Annotated in this window: 13 protein-coding genes; 8 read left to right on the top strand and 5 right to left on the bottom strand. The window is 62.6% G+C overall.

Going from position 1 to position 14,999, the window contains the following annotated elements:
* Positions 1 to 84: 84 nt before the first annotated feature.
* Both Q0908_RS07040 and Q0908_RS07035 read left to right on the top strand, forming a co-directional pair.
* The gene (locus Q0908_RS07040; protein ID WP_299282233.1) at positions 85 to 594 is read left to right on the top strand and encodes a peptidylprolyl isomerase; all 510 of its coding nucleotides are present in this window, start codon (positions 85 to 87) and stop codon (positions 592 to 594) included.
* Positions 584 to 1,138, top strand: coding sequence for a peptidylprolyl isomerase (locus tag Q0908_RS07035; protein WP_299282232.1), 555 nt, complete (start codon positions 584 to 586; stop codon positions 1,136 to 1,138). Before Q0908_RS07040 ends, Q0908_RS07035 begins: the two co-directional genes overlap by 11 nt.
* 147 nt (positions 1,139 to 1,285) lie before the next feature.
* Here the strand turns inward: Q0908_RS07035 and Q0908_RS07030 are convergent, their stop codons facing one another.
* The 4 genes from Q0908_RS07030 to bcp form a co-directional block, all read right to left on the bottom strand.
* A complete protein-coding gene (locus Q0908_RS07030; protein ID WP_299282229.1) occupies positions 1,286 to 1,798 on the bottom strand; it encodes a polymer-forming cytoskeletal protein in 513 nt (170 codons plus the stop codon).
* Positions 1,788 to 3,119, bottom strand: a complete 1,332-nt coding sequence (locus tag Q0908_RS07025) for a M23 family metallopeptidase (RefSeq protein ID WP_299282227.1) — start codon at positions 3,117 to 3,119, stop codon at positions 1,788 to 1,790. Before Q0908_RS07025 ends, Q0908_RS07030 begins: the two co-directional genes overlap by 11 nt.
* A 176-nt stretch (positions 3,120 to 3,295) precedes the next feature.
* On the bottom strand, positions 3,296 to 4,105 hold the full coding sequence (locus Q0908_RS07020) for a ferritin-like domain-containing protein (protein ID WP_299282225.1): 810 nt from the start codon (positions 4,103 to 4,105) through the stop codon (positions 3,296 to 3,298).
* Positions 4,105 to 4,566, bottom strand: a complete 462-nt coding sequence (gene bcp / locus Q0908_RS07015; protein WP_299282223.1) for a thioredoxin-dependent thiol peroxidase — start codon at positions 4,564 to 4,566, stop codon at positions 4,105 to 4,107. Before bcp ends, Q0908_RS07020 begins: the two co-directional genes overlap by 1 nt.
* Positions 4,567 to 4,638: 72 nt before the next feature.
* Between bcp and Q0908_RS07010 the strand changes: the two genes are divergently transcribed.
* The 5 genes from Q0908_RS07010 to lpdA all read left to right on the top strand — a co-directional run bounded on the left by Q0908_RS07010 (position 4,639) and on the right by lpdA (position 12,718).
* Positions 4,639 to 8,061, top strand: a complete 3,423-nt coding sequence (locus tag Q0908_RS07010; RefSeq protein ID WP_299282221.1) for a DUF3971 domain-containing protein — start codon at positions 4,639 to 4,641, stop codon at positions 8,059 to 8,061.
* A gap of 22 nt (positions 8,062 to 8,083) precedes the next feature.
* The gene (gene queA / locus Q0908_RS07005) at positions 8,084 to 9,154 is read left to right on the top strand and encodes a tRNA preQ1(34) S-adenosylmethionine ribosyltransferase-isomerase QueA (protein ID WP_299282219.1); all 1,071 of its coding nucleotides are present in this window, start codon (positions 8,084 to 8,086) and stop codon (positions 9,152 to 9,154) included.
* 80 nt (positions 9,155 to 9,234) lie between these two features.
* The gene (locus Q0908_RS07000; RefSeq protein ID WP_299282217.1) at positions 9,235 to 10,503 is read left to right on the top strand and encodes an MFS transporter; all 1,269 of its coding nucleotides are present in this window, start codon (positions 9,235 to 9,237) and stop codon (positions 10,501 to 10,503) included.
* Positions 10,504 to 10,593: 90 nt separating this feature from the next.
* Positions 10,594 to 11,172, top strand: a complete 579-nt coding sequence (locus tag Q0908_RS06995; RefSeq protein WP_299282215.1) for a DUF924 family protein — start codon at positions 10,594 to 10,596, stop codon at positions 11,170 to 11,172.
* 148 nt (positions 11,173 to 11,320) lie between these two features.
* The gene (gene lpdA / locus Q0908_RS06990; protein ID WP_299282214.1) at positions 11,321 to 12,718 is read left to right on the top strand and encodes a dihydrolipoyl dehydrogenase; all 1,398 of its coding nucleotides are present in this window, start codon (positions 11,321 to 11,323) and stop codon (positions 12,716 to 12,718) included.
* 58 nt (positions 12,719 to 12,776) lie between these two features.
* On the opposite strand, the gene Q0908_RS06985 is transcribed toward lpdA, so the two are convergent.
* On the bottom strand, positions 12,777 to 13,649 hold the full coding sequence (locus Q0908_RS06985) for a sterol desaturase family protein (protein ID WP_299282212.1): 873 nt from the start codon (positions 13,647 to 13,649) through the stop codon (positions 12,777 to 12,779).
* Positions 13,650 to 13,775: 126 nt separating this feature from the next.
* Here Q0908_RS06985 and Q0908_RS06980 point away from each other — a divergent pair, with 126 nt between their 5' ends.
* Positions 13,776 to 14,930 (top strand): MFS transporter, encoded by a 1,155-nt coding sequence (locus Q0908_RS06980; RefSeq protein WP_299282210.1) that lies wholly within the window; start codon positions 13,776 to 13,778, stop codon positions 14,928 to 14,930.
* Positions 14,931 to 14,999: the final 69 nt, after the last annotated feature.

Below are 14,999 nucleotides of genomic sequence, written 5' to 3'. Positions count from 1 at the left end.
TTCCGGCTTCGGTCAATGCACGACTTGTCCCATGGCGCTGGTCGGCATAGGTAGTCGGGCAACATGAAACCGAAAGAGGCGTATATGGCCGAGATCAAAGACCCCGAAAACACAATCCTGATGGAACTCAAAGGTGGCACCGTCACGATTGAGCTGATGCCGGATGTGGCCCCAAAGCATGTCGAGCGGATGAAAGAGCTGGTACGCGCGGGCGAATATGACAACGTCGCCTTTCACCGCGTGATCGACGGGTTCATGGCCCAGACCGGCGACGTACAGCACGGTGACATGGAAGACGGGTTCAACATCCGCATGGCGGGCACCGGCGGGTCAGACAAGCCCGATGTCCCTGCCGAGTTCTCCAAGATCCCGCATTCGCGTGGGTCCATCGGGGCGGCGCGCTCTGCGAACCCCAACAGCGCCAACAGCCAGTTTTTCATCAACTTCTCGGACAATGACTTCCTGAACGGGCAGTACACCGTCTACGGGCAGGTGACGTCCGGCATGGAGCATGTCGATGCGATCACGCGCGGCGAGCCACCTGCCGAGCCGGACCGGATGATCAGCGTCAAGGTGGCTGCAGATGCGACGTAACGCTTTTGCCGCCCTCGCGGTTCTGGCCGCAGCACCCGCCTTTGCCTCAGGCATCGACATCACCGTGGCGGGCGAGGCCAACGGTGTGATCTCGGTCAACCTGTTCGAAGACGTCGCCCCCGGGCATGTCGAACGGATCACGACGCTGGCGGAAAACGGGGCCTATGACGGTGTCGTCTTTCACCGTGTGATCGAGGGGTTCATGGCCCAGACAGGTGATGTGCAGTTCGGCCAGATCGATGGCTATGACGCGCGCCGGGCGGGCACCGGCGGCTCGGACCTTGGCAACCTGCCCGCCGAATTCTCTGAAGTGGATTTTGATCGCGGTGTCGTCGGCATGGCGCGCAGCAGCGATCCGGATTCGGCCAACAGCCAGTTCTTTATCATGTTCGCACCGGGTCCGTTCCTGAACGGGGACTACACGGTTGTGGGCGAGGTGACGTCGGGCATGGATGTGGTAGACGCCATCAAACGGGGCAACCCGCGTTCGGGCGCAATCACCGGCGCGCCGGATGTGATGACGAAGGTGTCCGTCACGGACTAAGCGCGACGAAGTTCGTTTAGGAAGCCCGCAGCGCGCAATCGCTGCGGGCATTTTTGCGCGGCGCGAACAGGGCCACAGACACTAAAAAAAAGGGCGTCACACCGATGTGCGACGCCCTTTTAAAAACTTGGTGCCTAGTGGCGCAGATCAGTCCGCCTTGGGGGCAGCAGCTTGTGGTGAGGGCTGACGGGCAGGCTGCTTGCCGCTTGAATTCAGCGGATCATCCTGACGTTGCACGGAGCCTTCAAAATGGGCACCGCTTTCGATCGCGATGGTCTTGTGGATGATGTCACCCTCGACCCGTGCCGTCGATGTCAGACGCACCTTGAGGCCGCGCACACGGCCCACGATCCGGCCATTAATCACCACATCATCGGCGACCACTTCGCCTTTGATGGTGGCGCTTTCGCCGATGGTCAGCAGGTGAGCGCGAATGTCGCCTTCCACCGTGCCTTCGACCTGAATGTCGCCGGTGGTTTTCATATTGCCGGTGACGTGCAGGTCTGCCGACAGGATCGAAGCGGGCGGCTTGGCCTTGGGGGCGCTGGCCTTGAATTCGCTCGACTTGGGGGCCGAAGACGGGGCGGGGGCTGCGGGGGCCGCAGGCTTGGCTGCATCCGCATTGGGGCCCGGTTCGTTGATTTTGCTCTTAGAAAACATCGTTCGCTGCCTTGATATAGATCATGGGATTTACGGCTCTGCCGCCAACACGCACTTCATAGTGGAGGTGGACGCCAGTGACCCGTCCAGAGGCTCCCATATCACCAATCCGATCCCCGCGCGAGACCCTTTGGCCAACTTTCACGCGGAGTTGCGACAGGTGGGCATAGCGGGTCTCGATGCCAAACTCGTGCTGGATTTTGACCAGACGGCCATAGCCTGACTGCCAGCCTGCATGGGTCACGACACCATCAGCGGTCGCATAAAGCGGCGTGCCTAGAGAGGCTGCGAAATCCACGCCATTGTGCATCCGGCGCCCGCCCGTCTTGGGATCACGGCGGAACCCGAAGGACGAGGTGAAGCGGAATGCGTTTTTGACAGGAGTGGCAAAGGGTGCCTTTTGGGCCGCGATCCGATAAAGGTTCAGCTGATCCATCTGGTTCAGCAACCGGTTGGCGCGCAGCTCATCCGGGCTCGGTTCTTCGCCACGGGTCGAGAAGGAAATCGGGGTCAATGGGCCGCCCTGACCGGAATAGCCCTGGCGGACCTGCTCGATGATGCGATCCGTGGGCATGCCTGCTGCGCGGAACATCTTGTCCAGTGGCGAGACGGACACGCTCATCGCTTCTTCGAGTTGGCGGAAAATCTGATCGTTTTGCTCGCGCATCAGGGCGATCTCGGTCGCCATCTCATCGGCAGCGAGCAGCGCGTCCTGTGCATCCTGCACCACTTTGTCACGTTCGGCGGCTGTTTTGGCGAGGGCCTCGGCGACGAAATCCATCGGAGCCCCGCCGCCCGCCGCTGCCAGCGCGGTGCCACCAGTTCCGGCTTCGAGGTTTTCCTGCAAGGCGGCCAATTCGGTGCGGGCCTCTTCGCGGGCCTGCATCGTGTCGCGCAATGTGGATTGGATCACGTCAATCCCGGTCTCGACCTCGCGACGGCGCGTTTCCGATTCGAGCAGTTCGGACTGCATCACGGAAATCTGAGTGAGGGCGGCGTTAAAGCGTTCCTGGGCGGCCAGGGCCTCTTCGGCGCGGGCGTCGCGCTGCGAAGACAGATCATTCAGGCGGGCTTGGTAGGTCTTTTGATCGCGCTTGGCCTGTTCGCGGAAATTTCCGGCCCCGATGCTGTCCATCAAAAGGATGGCGGTGGCGACAATGGCCCAGGCCACCAAAAACGAACTGCCCGCAAAGGCGATAAGCTGTGTGCCAGAGCGCAAGCGAATGAATCGCGTGTCCGTATCAGATTTCAAAAACACACGGCGTTCTGGAAAATAGTGCTCCAGCAGGCCATGCCACTTAATCCCGAGGCGTGTTCGCACTGCGTCCCGTCCCTTGTCCCATCTCAATCGCGGCCCTCGCGTCCCCCAACGCGGTGCCTTAAGGTCTGTGCATAAGGGCCTCGCGCTGTCGCGGCAAGCCTGATCGAATATTGCGCGACCAAGTGGCGCGGATTTACGTCAAAGTGGCGAAAAACCGCGCATCGAGTCCATACAACTCAGTCTGCTATTGCCAAAGGCCAATAGAAATCAGGGGGTAACCCTGCGTCAGCCCTTTTTTCCTCGTTGAAGGGGGGCTTGAGGGGGCTGTGGAAATATTGCTGCACCAGCCCGTGAAAGGCGACTTTCGGGTCCATCTCGTGCCGTCCGCACAGGAAGTGAAACCATTTTGATCCATAGGCCACATGGGCCACTTCCTCAGCGTAGATCGTCTCAAGAGCCGAGACCGCCTGATCCAGTTTTGCCTTTTTGAACACCTCGATCATACCCGGTGTGACGTCCAGCCCGCGCGCCTCGAGCACCATTGGCACAACCGCGAGCCGGCCCATGAAATCGTCCTTGGTGTCTTCGGCGGCGCGCCACATGCCCGCATGGGCGGGCAGGGCCCCATAGAAACTGCCCAAGGCCTCAAGGCAGTCGCACATCAGCCCGAAATGCTTGGACTCCTCGTCCGCAGCCTTCACCCAGTCGTCATAGAAGCCGATGGGCATGGGCACATTCGTGAATCGCGCGATGATGTCCCAGTGCAGATCGACCGCGTTCAGCTCGATATGTGCCACAGCGTGCAGCAGCGCGATGCGCCCCTCGGGGCTGCCGGGACGGCGGCGGGGCACGTCGCGCGGGCTCAGCAATTCGGGCGCGGCGGGGCGGGCCGGGTGCCGCGGCGGGTCAGCACTGCCGATCTCGGGCACCTCTCCCGCGGCGCGCGCCGCTTGCCATTGGGCCGCATATTCGCGCGACAGGGCGGTCTTTTCGCGCCCCTCCGCAGTGCGCAGCACAGCCTCGGCCATCTGCGCAAGTGGCATCATCACAGGGCCTGCACCGCCGCCAGAACCGCCTCGGCGTGGTTGGGCACTTTGACCTTGGGCCAGACCATGGCCACATCCCCATTGGCGTCGATCAGATAGGTCGTGCGCTCGATGCCCATGTACGTCTTGCCGTACATGTTCTTTTCCTTCCACACGCCATAGTCCTCGCAGACCGTGCCATTTTCATCCGACAGCAAGGGCACGGACAGATCGCGCTTGGCGGCGAATTTGGCATGGCTCGCCACGCTGTCCTTGGAGATCCCAAAGACCTTGGCACCGGCCGCTTCGAAGGCTTCGAGATGTTCGGAAAATGCAATCGATTCCTTGGTACAGCCGGGCGTGTCATCACGCGGATAAAAGTACAGCACCACCGGGCCGCCCTTGAGCGCGGACAGGGTCACATCCTCACCAGTGCCATCGGGCAGCGTGAAATCGGGGGCAGGGGTCGCAATGTCCAGCATCATTTGGCCTTTTCGTCACATATCGGAAAGTTGTGACTGGCATGATAGGGCGGAGCCAGCAAGAATAAAGACATGAGCAGTGCCGATCCGATAAATCAGCCCCCCGCAGCCAAACCGGTGCGGCGCAAACCCCTGTGGCGGCGGCTTGGCTTGGGCAGTCTGCTGATGTCACTGATGACAGCCGTGGTGCTTGGGGCGCTGATCTACATGGCAACGGGGCGGCCCGTATCGGCCCCCGCGTGGCTGCGTGATCAGATCGAACTGCGTGCGGACGAGGCGATCAACGAAGGGCAACTGCGTTTTGACACGCTGGATCTGGTGGTTGTCGACGGGATGATGCCTCAGATCCGGATGAGCAATGTGAAGCTCGTCACGGAAACAGGGGCCGAGATCGTCGCCTTTGGCGAGTTGACGGCTGGCCTGTCGCTGACCGATCTGCTGCGCGGTCAGATCCGCCCCGCGCGCCTGAGCATCAGCGGTATTTTCGTGAACCTGCAACGGCAGGCCGATGGCTCCGTGCGCCTGTCAGGCGGGCTTGATCTGTCGGCCCCCACCCGCGAGGCGGCCACGCTGGCCCAACTGATCGGCGGCATAGACCAGTTGCTGACCCGCGACGGTCTTGATGCGCTGACCGAGGCGGACATTCGCGCGCTCACCCTGCGGGTCGAGGATATCCAGTCAGGCCGTGCCTGGACCATCGACGGGGGCCGGATGCGCCTGCTGCGCACGGATGACACGGTGCGCATCACCTCTGATCTGGCCTTGCTCAGCGGCGGGCAGGGTGTGGCCACGCTGGCGGCGAATTATGAAAGTGAGGTCGGCGCGACCGAGGCGATATTCGGCATGGCCGTCGCCGACATTTCATCGGGCGACATCGCAACCCTCGCGCCCGCCTTTGCATGGCTTGATGTGTTGCGCGCGCCGATTTCGGGGGCGATGCGGGGCGGGGTGAATGCCCAAGGTAAGCTGGCACCGCTGAACGTGTCGCTGACGATCGGCGAAGGGGTGGTGCAGCCCAATGACGCCGCCCGTCCCGTGCCATTCCAGTCCGCACGCACCTATTTCAACTATGACCCTGCCGAGGGGGTGCTGGCCTTTGACGAGTTGTCCGTCGAAAGCGCGTGGATTACCGCGCGCCTTGACGGCCAGACGGTTCTGGGCATTGGGGCGGACGGGCAGTTGGACGATCTGGTGGGCCAGTTTCAGGCCAGCGTCCTGTCGGCCAATCCTGATGATATCTATGCCGAGCCTGTCAGCTTTGATGCCGCCGAGATGGACTTTCGCCTCGCCCTCAATCCCTTCCGGCTGGATGTGGGGCAGGCGCTGTTTCAGGATCAGGGGCAGATGTTGCTGGCGCGCGGCACCCTCACCGCAGGCGGCGAAGGGTGGAGTTACGGGCTGGACGCGCAGATGGACGGGCTGTCACCCGAGCGTCTGCTGGCGCTTTGGCCAGAACGCGTCATCCCGCCAACGCGCAAGTGGCTGGCCGAGAACCTCACGGGCGGTCGGCTGAGCAATCTGGACGTGGCGTTGCGCGACACGCCCTCGACCCCGACCACCGCCTATGCCAGCTTTGACTATGACGAGGCACATGTGCGCTATGTCAAAACCCTGCCGCCTGTGACCGGCGCGCGGGGCACGGCCAGCCTGCTTGGCAATCGGTTTGTGGTGTCGGTGGATGCCGGACAAGTGCGCGCGCCCCAGGGCGGGATTGTCGAGGTGGGCGGGTCATCCTTTATCATTCCCGATGTGACCGCGCGCGAGGGCGCACCAGCAGTGGTCCGGGTCGAGGCGGCGGGCACCGTCACAGCCGCACTGTCGTTGCTGGATCAAAAGCCGCTCAACATCATGGAAAAGGCCGGATTGTCGCCCAGCCTCGCGGATGGGCGCCTGCAACTGGCGGGCACGCTTGCGCTGCCGCTACGACCGGGTGTCAAAACGGCCGATATTGACTTTGACGCGACCGGCACCGCGCGGAATGTGGTCAGCACGACGCTGATTGAGGGGCGCAAGCTGGCATCGGACACGCTGCGTGTTGTCGCGTCGAATGCGGGCGTGACGATCTCGGGCAAGGGCACGCTGGATGGGGTGCCCTATGATGCCGCCTGGACGCAACCGCTGGCCGACACGCCGCAGCCCAGTCGGGTCGAAGGCACGATCGAGCTGTCCGAGCGCACAATCGACGCCTTCCGGATCGGCCTGCCTGCCGGCCTCGTGCGCGGGCAGGGGGTCGGCAACATCACCGTCGATCTGCCCCTTGGTGGGGCTGTGCCCCGGTTTACGTTGGCCACGAACCTGCGCGGGCTGCGCCTGTCTTCACCGCCCCTGGGGTGGAGCAAATCAGCCAACGCCGCCGGATCGCTGTCACTGGCAGGCACCCTTGGCGCAACGCCACGTGTGGATCAACTGACGCTGGATGCACCGGGCTTGCGGGCGACGGGCTCGATCACGCTGACGCCGGCGGGCGGGTTGGAGCTGGCGCGGTTCACGGATGTCCGCGTGGGTGACTGGCTGCGCGCCCCTGTCGATCTGGTCGGGCGCGGACGCAATGCGGCCCCGGCGGTAGCGGTGCGCGGCGGCACGCTCGATCTGCGCCGCGCTGACTTTGGCGGGTCGGGGTCGGGCACCGGCGGGCAGCAGGGGGGCGGGCCGCTGTCACTGGCGCTCGACCGGCTGACCATCACCGACAGTATTGCGCTGACGGGCATGAGCGGTGAGTTCAACATGGCGCGCGGGCTGGATGGATCCTTCAACGCGCAGGTGAACGGCGGCACCGCGATCCGGGGGCAGGTATTGCCGCAAAACGGGCGCAGCGCGATCCGCATCACCGGGCAGGACGCAGGCGGCGTGGCCCGCTCTGCCGGTATTCTGAAACAGGCGCGGGGCGGGGATCTGTCGCTGACCTTGCTGCCCGTCGGTGCGGCCAGCTTTGACGGCAGCCTGCGCATTACGGAAACGCGGATACAGGACGCGCCGGCCATTGCCGCGCTGCTGAACGCGATCAGCATTGTGGGCCTGCTGGAACAGTTGGGCGGCAACGGTATCCACTTTCAGGAGGTCGAGGCGGCGTTCCGTCTGACCCCGTCGACCATGGCGCTGACCCAGGCCAGTGCGGTCGGCCCGTCCATGGGCCTGTCGATGGACGGCACTTATGATGTGACCCGCTCGATCCTTGATATGCAGGGGGTGATCTCGCCCATTTTCATCCTTAACGGGCTTGGCAGCATCTTTACCCGCAAGGGCGAGGGGCTGATCGGGTTCAACTATCGCCTGCGTGGCCCTGCGGCCAATCCGCAGGTGCAGGTGAACCCGCTTTCGGCGCTGACGCCCGGCATGTTCCGCGAGATTTTCCGCGCACCGGCTCCCGAACTGCCCGAGGTTCAGGGCGGCCTGGCGAGCCCCGCGCAACCCGAAGCCTTTGCGCCTGAACCCCAAGGCGAAACCCGTGCGCAGCGTCGTCTGCGCGAGCGTCAGGAACGGCTTGATGAGCGCTAGGGCGCGCGGTAGGGGACGCGCCATGCGTCTGAGCGATTTTGATTTCCACCTGCCCGAAGCATTGATTGCGACCCGCCCTGCGGTGCCGCGATCCTCGGCCCGTTTGCTGGTGGCGGATGGGGGCGACACCCATGATGCCGTCGTGACCGATCTGGTGGACTGGCTGCGCCCCGGTGATCTGCTGGTGCTGAACGACACCCGCGTCATTCCGGCCCGCCTGTTCGGGACGCGCGCCCGCAGCAGCGCGCAGGGCGAGACGACCGCGCGGATCGAAGTCACCCTGCTTGAGCCGCAGTCGGACGGGACGTGGTCCGCGCTGATCAAACCGCTCAAGAAAGTGAAGCCGGGCGAAGAGGTGATGTTTTCCCCTGATCTGTCCGCGACGCTGACAGGCACGCACGAGGGGCAGGGGCTCTTGCGCTTTAACCTGACGGGTGAGGATTTCGACGCGGCCTTGGCGCAGGCGGGGGCGATGCCACTGCCGCCCTATATCGCAGCCAAGCGAGCCGCCGATGAGCAGGACAAGACCGACTATCAAACAGTCTGGGCGCGCAACAGTGGCGCGGTTGCCGCCCCCACCGCCTCGCTGCATTTCGATGAGGCGCTATTGGAGGCGCTGACAGCGCGCGGCGTGGCGATGACCCACGTGACCCTGCATGTCGGGGCGGGGACTTTCCTGCCTGTGAAGGTCGAGGATGTGACGACCCACAAGATGCACGCCGAATGGGGGCAGGTGAGCGCGCAGGCCGCAAATGATATCGCCCAGGCCAAACAGCGCGGCGGGCGGGTCATTCCGGTCGGCACCACCGCGCTGCGCCTGATCGAGACGATGGCGCGCGACGGCAGGATCGCGGCGTGGGAAGGCGAGACGGATATCTTCATCTATCCAGGTTTCGAAATGCAAGTCACCGATGGGCTGATGACCAACTTTCACCTGCCTAAATCCACGCTTATGATGCTGGTGTCCGCGTTGATGGGACAGGACCGCATCCGCGAAATCTATGCGCACGCCATCGCGCAAAAATATCGCTTTTTCTCCTATGGAGATGCATCATTGCTGCTGCCGCGGGCAAATGGGTCAAAATCGACATGAGGCGTCGTAACCTTCGCTAGACAGGCCGCCAAAGCCCGTGCGACGGCTGGCATAGACCCCCTCCCAAGGAGACCTCAGCCATGATCCAGGTTTTGACCAGCGCTTGGGCGCTTTTGCTGGGCATGTTCCTGTTGATGGTCGGCAACGGCATGCAAGGCACATTGCTCGGCGTCAGGGGCGAGATCGAAGGGTTCTCGACCTTCGAGATGTCCATCGTGATGTCCGCCTATTTCGCAGGGTTTCTGGGGGGCAGCCGCATGGCACCCCGGATGATCCGGCGGGTGGGGCATGTGCGGGTGTTTGCAGCCCTTGCGTCACTGATTTCGGCAGTGATGATCCTTTATCCGACATTTGCCGATCCATGGCTTTGGGCGATTGGGCGTGTGATCATCGGGTTCTGTTTTTCAGCTGTCTATGTGACGGCGGAAAGCTGGCTGAATGACGCAGCGGACAATTCGAACCGGGGGCAGGCACTGTCACTTTACATGATCGTGCAGACGCTTGGGATCGTAGCCAGTCAGGCGCTGCTGCTGACAGCGGACCCGTCGGGCTTTGTGCTGTTCGTGATCCCATCGGTGCTCGTGAGCATCGCGGTCACGCCGATCCTGCTGTCGATCAGCCCCACGCCCGCCTTTGACACCACCAAGCCGATGAGCCTTGCAGCCCTTGCCAAATTCTCGCCTCTCGGAGTGTTCGGGATGCTGATCCTTGGCGGCGTGTTTTCGGCGCAGTTCGGGATGTCGGCGGTCTACGGGGCGCAGGCGGGGCTGAGCGTAGCGCAGATTTCGACATTTGTGGCGACCTTCTTTGTGGGGGCGGTGATCCTGCAATATCCCATTGGGTGGCTGTCGGACCGGGCGGATCGGCGGCGGGTGATCGTGCTGGCCTCGGCCACCGGGGTTGCGGGCTCCTTTATGGGGATGGTGCTGGGCGGCTCTTTTGCGTTCCTGTTGCTGTCGGCCTTTGTGGTAGGGGGCGTGTCCAACCCACTTTATTCATTGCTGATCGCGCACACCAATGACTACCTCGAACATGATGACATGGCCGCCGCGTCCGGCGGGCTGATCTTTGTGAACGGGCTGGGGGCGGTGTTCGGGCCGCTGGTTGTGGGCGCGATCATGGAAAGCATCGGCCCCGCCGGCTTCTACCTCTTTACCGCCGTACTGTTCGTGATTTTGCTGGCCTACAGCATGTATCGCATGACGCAGCGCCCCTCGGTGCCTGTGGACGAACGCGGGGCCTACGTGGCGATGTCGCAAACGTCGACCACGCCGGTCGCCTGGGAGATCGCGCAGGAACACGTCATCGACACTTACGAAGAGTCCGAGGACGACAGCCGGGTCGCGTAATGTGTCGCGGCTGTTGTATTTCGTGATTGGGTAGACCTGTAAAACGGATGTAACGATGGCGTAACGGGGCATGGGAACAGGAGAGAAACCATGGTGGGTCCGGACGATATTCTGAAATTCTGGCTGGATGAATGCGATCCAGAGCAGTGGTATCAAGACGACGCGGCCTTTGATGCCGAGTTGCGCGATCGCTTTCAACCGACATGGCAGGCCGCCTCCGAGGGCAAGTTTGCACTTTGGCTGACCTATCCCAATGGAGCACTTGCCTACATCATTTTGGCCGACCAGTTTTCGCGCAACATGTTCCGCGATGATCCGCGCGCGTTCTCGATGGACAAGGCCGCTTTGGCAGCGGCGAAATCCGCCATCGCCAAAGGGTGGGATTTGCGCATCGATCCCCCGGCGCGCCAGTTCTTTTATATGCCGCTCGAACACTCCGAAAACCTCTGTGATCAGGACCGGGCCGTGCGCCTGGCCTGCGAGCGGATGGAGGACGAGACATTCCTGCTTCATGCCCGCGCGCACCGCGAGGTGATCCGCCAGTTCGGGCGCTTCCCGCATCGCAACGCCGCCCTTGGGCGCAAGACCACAGGGGCCGAACAGGCGCATCTGGATGCGGGTGGCTACGGTGCCGTGCTGCGCAGCCTTCAGACTGACAAGGCCGCCTGAGACCGGCCCGCCTGCGCCCGAAACCGCTGATCAGGCGCAGACTGCCCTTGCGTCAGACGTTGTGTCGCGCCAAGCTCGCGTTGAGAAAGCCGTGGAATTAGTTTAACGGTAAACTAATTCTCATGCAGCATAACGCGAGGACATCGAAATGGCAGCGAAATCTTTTGACGTAGTGGTGGTTGGCTCTGGTCCCGGGGGCTATGTGGCTGCGATCCGCGCGGCCCAACTGGGCCTCAGCACCTGCGTGGTCGAACGCGAACATCTGGGCGGCATCTGCCTCAACTGGGGCTGCATCCCGACCAAGGCCATGCTGCGTTCGTCCGAAGTGTTCCACCTCATGCACCGCGCCAAGGAATTCGGTCTGAAAGCCGACGGCATCGACTATGATCTGGACGCGGTCGTCAAACGCTCGCGCGATGTGGCGGGGCAACTTTCGGGCGGCATCGGCCATCTGCTGAAAAAGAACAAGGTGACCGTCATCATGGGCGAGGGCACGATCCCGTCCAAGGGCAAGGTCAGCGTCAAGACCGACAAGGGCACCGAAGAGGTGACAGCCAAGAACATCATCCTCGCCACCGGTGCGCGCGCCCGCGAATTGCCGGGGCTTGAGGCGGATGGCGAATTGGTCTGGACCTACAAGGCGGCCCTGACGCCCAAGCGCATGCCCCGGAAATTGCTGGTCATCGGCTCCGGTGCCATCGGCATCGAATTTGCCAGCTTTTACAATACTTTGGGGGCCGACACGACGGTGGTAGAGGTTATGGACCGCGTGCTGCCGGTCGAGGATGCCGAGATTTCGGCCTTTGCCAAGAAGTCCTTTGAAAAGCAGGGCATGAAGATCATGCAGAAGGCGATGGTCAAACAGCTTGACCGCGCCAAAGGCAAGGTGACGGCCCATATCGAAGTGGGCGGCAAGGTCGAGAAACATGACTTTGACACGGTAATTTCTGCCGTGGGCATTGTCGGCAATGTCGAAAATCTTGGCCTCGAAGGACTGGGCGTAAAGATCGATCGCACCCATGTGGTCACGGACGAATATTGCCGCACGGGCGTCGACGGCCTCTATGCCATTGGCGACATCGCGGGCGCGCCATGGCTTGCCCACAAGGCCAGCCACGAGGGTACGATGGTCGCCGAATTGATCGCGGGCAAGAATGACGTCCACCCGATCAAACCGAACTCGATTGCGGGTTGCACCTATTGCCACCCTCAGGTCGCCAGCGTCGGTCTGACCGAGGCCAAGGCCAAGGAAGCCGGCTATGAGATCAAGGTCGGCAAATTCCCCTTCATCGGCAACGGCAAGGCCATCGCTTTGGGTGAGCCTGAGGGGATGATCAAGACCATCTTCGATGCTAAGACCGGCGAGTTGCTGGGCGCGCACATGATCGGGGCCGAAGTGACCGAACTGATCCAGGGCTATGTGGTGGGCCAGGCGCTCGAAACCACGGAAGAAGACCTGATGCACACCGTCTTCCCGCACCCGACTTTGTCGGAAATGATGCACGAGTCGGTGCTCGACGCCTACGACCGCGTCATTCACATGTAAGACGGCCCTTGCGACAGGGCGAAAGACAAAGGCACGTGCGACACCGCGCGTGCCTTTTTCAGTTCTGGACGGGGGCGTTCTGCGCCGGTTCAACCTGGCGCGGTGCACCACCAAGCGCGGTGCGCACCAGCCGCGTCCATTCCTGGATCGGATAGATGTAGATCAGCAGCGGGTTCTTGTCGGCGATGCCGGACTCCAGCGCGCCCATCTTTTCGCGGCAGACGCCGGGATAGTAGTAGGTGCCGAACAGCACATCCCAGAGCGGCATCACGTTTGCAATATTCTTGCCATGGGCCTCGGGCACATCCGCATGATGCCAGCGGTGAAACACGGGCGAGGCGATCAGGTATTTCAGCCGCCCGTGATCATAGTCGAGGTCCATGTGCACATACATGTTGTGGATCGAACTCAGCATCACCACGACGGGGATCGCATGGGGGATCTGCATCCATGTCAGCAGCAGGATATAGCTCAGCGACATCAGGACCGCCTCGAAGAAATGGACGCGATAGGCGGTAAAGGCGTTCACATGGGTGTCCGAATGATGCGCTGCGTGCGTGGGCCAGGCCCACCGGGTGTGCATCAGCCGGTGGTTCCAGTAATCGACGAAATCCTTGGCCACGATCCCGATGATACAGACCAGCCACAAGGGTACACTTGTCCATAGCGTCTCGGGCAGGGTGGGGATGTGCAACGCGTCATAGGCGGATTGGGCAAAGGCGTTGATATCCTTGTAGAAAAGCAAGGCGACGCCAAAATTCATGCATCCGACCAGCAGCGTGGCGGCAGTGTTCTGCACGGCGTCCCGGCCAAAGGCGTCGCGCTTTTTGTAGACCGTATAGACGATGGCGCACATCAGGAAGGGCACGAGGATCACGTTGATCAGCATATTGCCGTTGAACACGTTCGCGATGTCGTTCAGGATTTCCATGGCCCATGCCTTTCACACGTGGTGGCTGGGGCACGTATGGCGGGGCTTTGTGACCTCAGATCGACGGCAATAAGGCAATTACGCGGGCGGGTTGCGGCGCGCCCCGTTCGGGGATAGCGCAGGGGGATGACCGTGCGCACCTCCTTTCCCCTTGTCCTCGCCCTTTGGGGCGCTGGTCTGGGTGCGGCAGGCCAATATGCCAAGATCAGCGTGATCTTTGACCGGCTCGGCGCGGCCTATCCGGACGCTGGCGCGGCCCTGGGCTTTATCGTCTCGCTGGTTGGCTTTGTGGGCATCCTGCTTGGGGTTGTTGCGGGGCTGGCCGTGGCGCGCATCCGCTATCGCCGCGCGATGTTGTGGGCGCTGTGGGTCGGGGCGGCCGTGTCGGTGTTTCAGGCGACCTTGCCCGGCCTGCCATGGATGCTGGCCAGCCGCGTGATCGAAGGCATGTCGCATCTGGCCATCGTCGTCGCCGCACCCACGTTGATCGCGCAACTCAGCGCCCCCAAGGATCGCGGCCTGACCCTGACGCTCTGGAGCACATTCTTCGGGGTCGCCTTCACCCTGCTGGTCGCCTTTGGGCTGCCCTTGGCCGATGCCCACGGGATCGAGGCGCTGTTTCTGGCCCATGCGCTCTGGATGGCCGGGTTTGCCGTGCTGCTGGCGCTGATCCTGAGGCCAATCGAGGTGCCACCCGAAGGCGCGCTGTCCCTCAGTGGGATCATCCAAGACCACCTCACCATCTATCGGTCCCCGCGCATCGCGGCACCGGGGGCAGGGTGGCTGTTCTACACGTTCTGCTTTCTGGCCATTTTGACGGTCCTGCCGCCCTACATCGCGCCCGAATGGCGGGCTTGGGTGATGGGGGCGATGCCGCTGATGTCGATTGCGGTGTCGATGACGCTTGGGGTGCTGGCGCTGCGGGTGATCAGCGCGGTGGCCTTGGTGCAGATCGGTTTTGCGCTCTGTATCGCGTCGCTGTTGTGGCTCTGGATCGCGCCGGGGCTGCCTGCGGCCTGCCTCGCCTTGGCGGGCGCATTGGGGCTGGTGCAGGGGGCCAGTTTCGCCGCTGTCCCGCAGCTGAACGAGAGTGCAGCGCACCAATCCCAAGCCTACGGCGCGCTTGCGCAGACGGGCAATCTGGGCAACACGCTTGGCACACCTGTCTTGCTGGTTGTGTTGGGGGTCGCAGGGTTTCCGGGGTTAATCTGGACCTGCATTGCGGTGCTTGGCGGTGGCTTGACTGTGCACGCATGGATGGCACGGCGGCGGATGCGCTGACAGTTTGTGGCAACAGAACGCATGTTCACATCTTGTTCTCGTTTTTCCGTTGGCGGGCGCGTCCTGTGG

This window comes from uncultured Tateyamaria sp. (assembly GCF_947494755.1).
Classification (GTDB): Bacteria; Pseudomonadota; Alphaproteobacteria; order Rhodobacterales; family Rhodobacteraceae; genus Tateyamaria.
The sequence above is the reverse complement of the archived record's forward strand: the minus strand, read 5'-3'. Positions and strand labels throughout refer to the sequence as shown.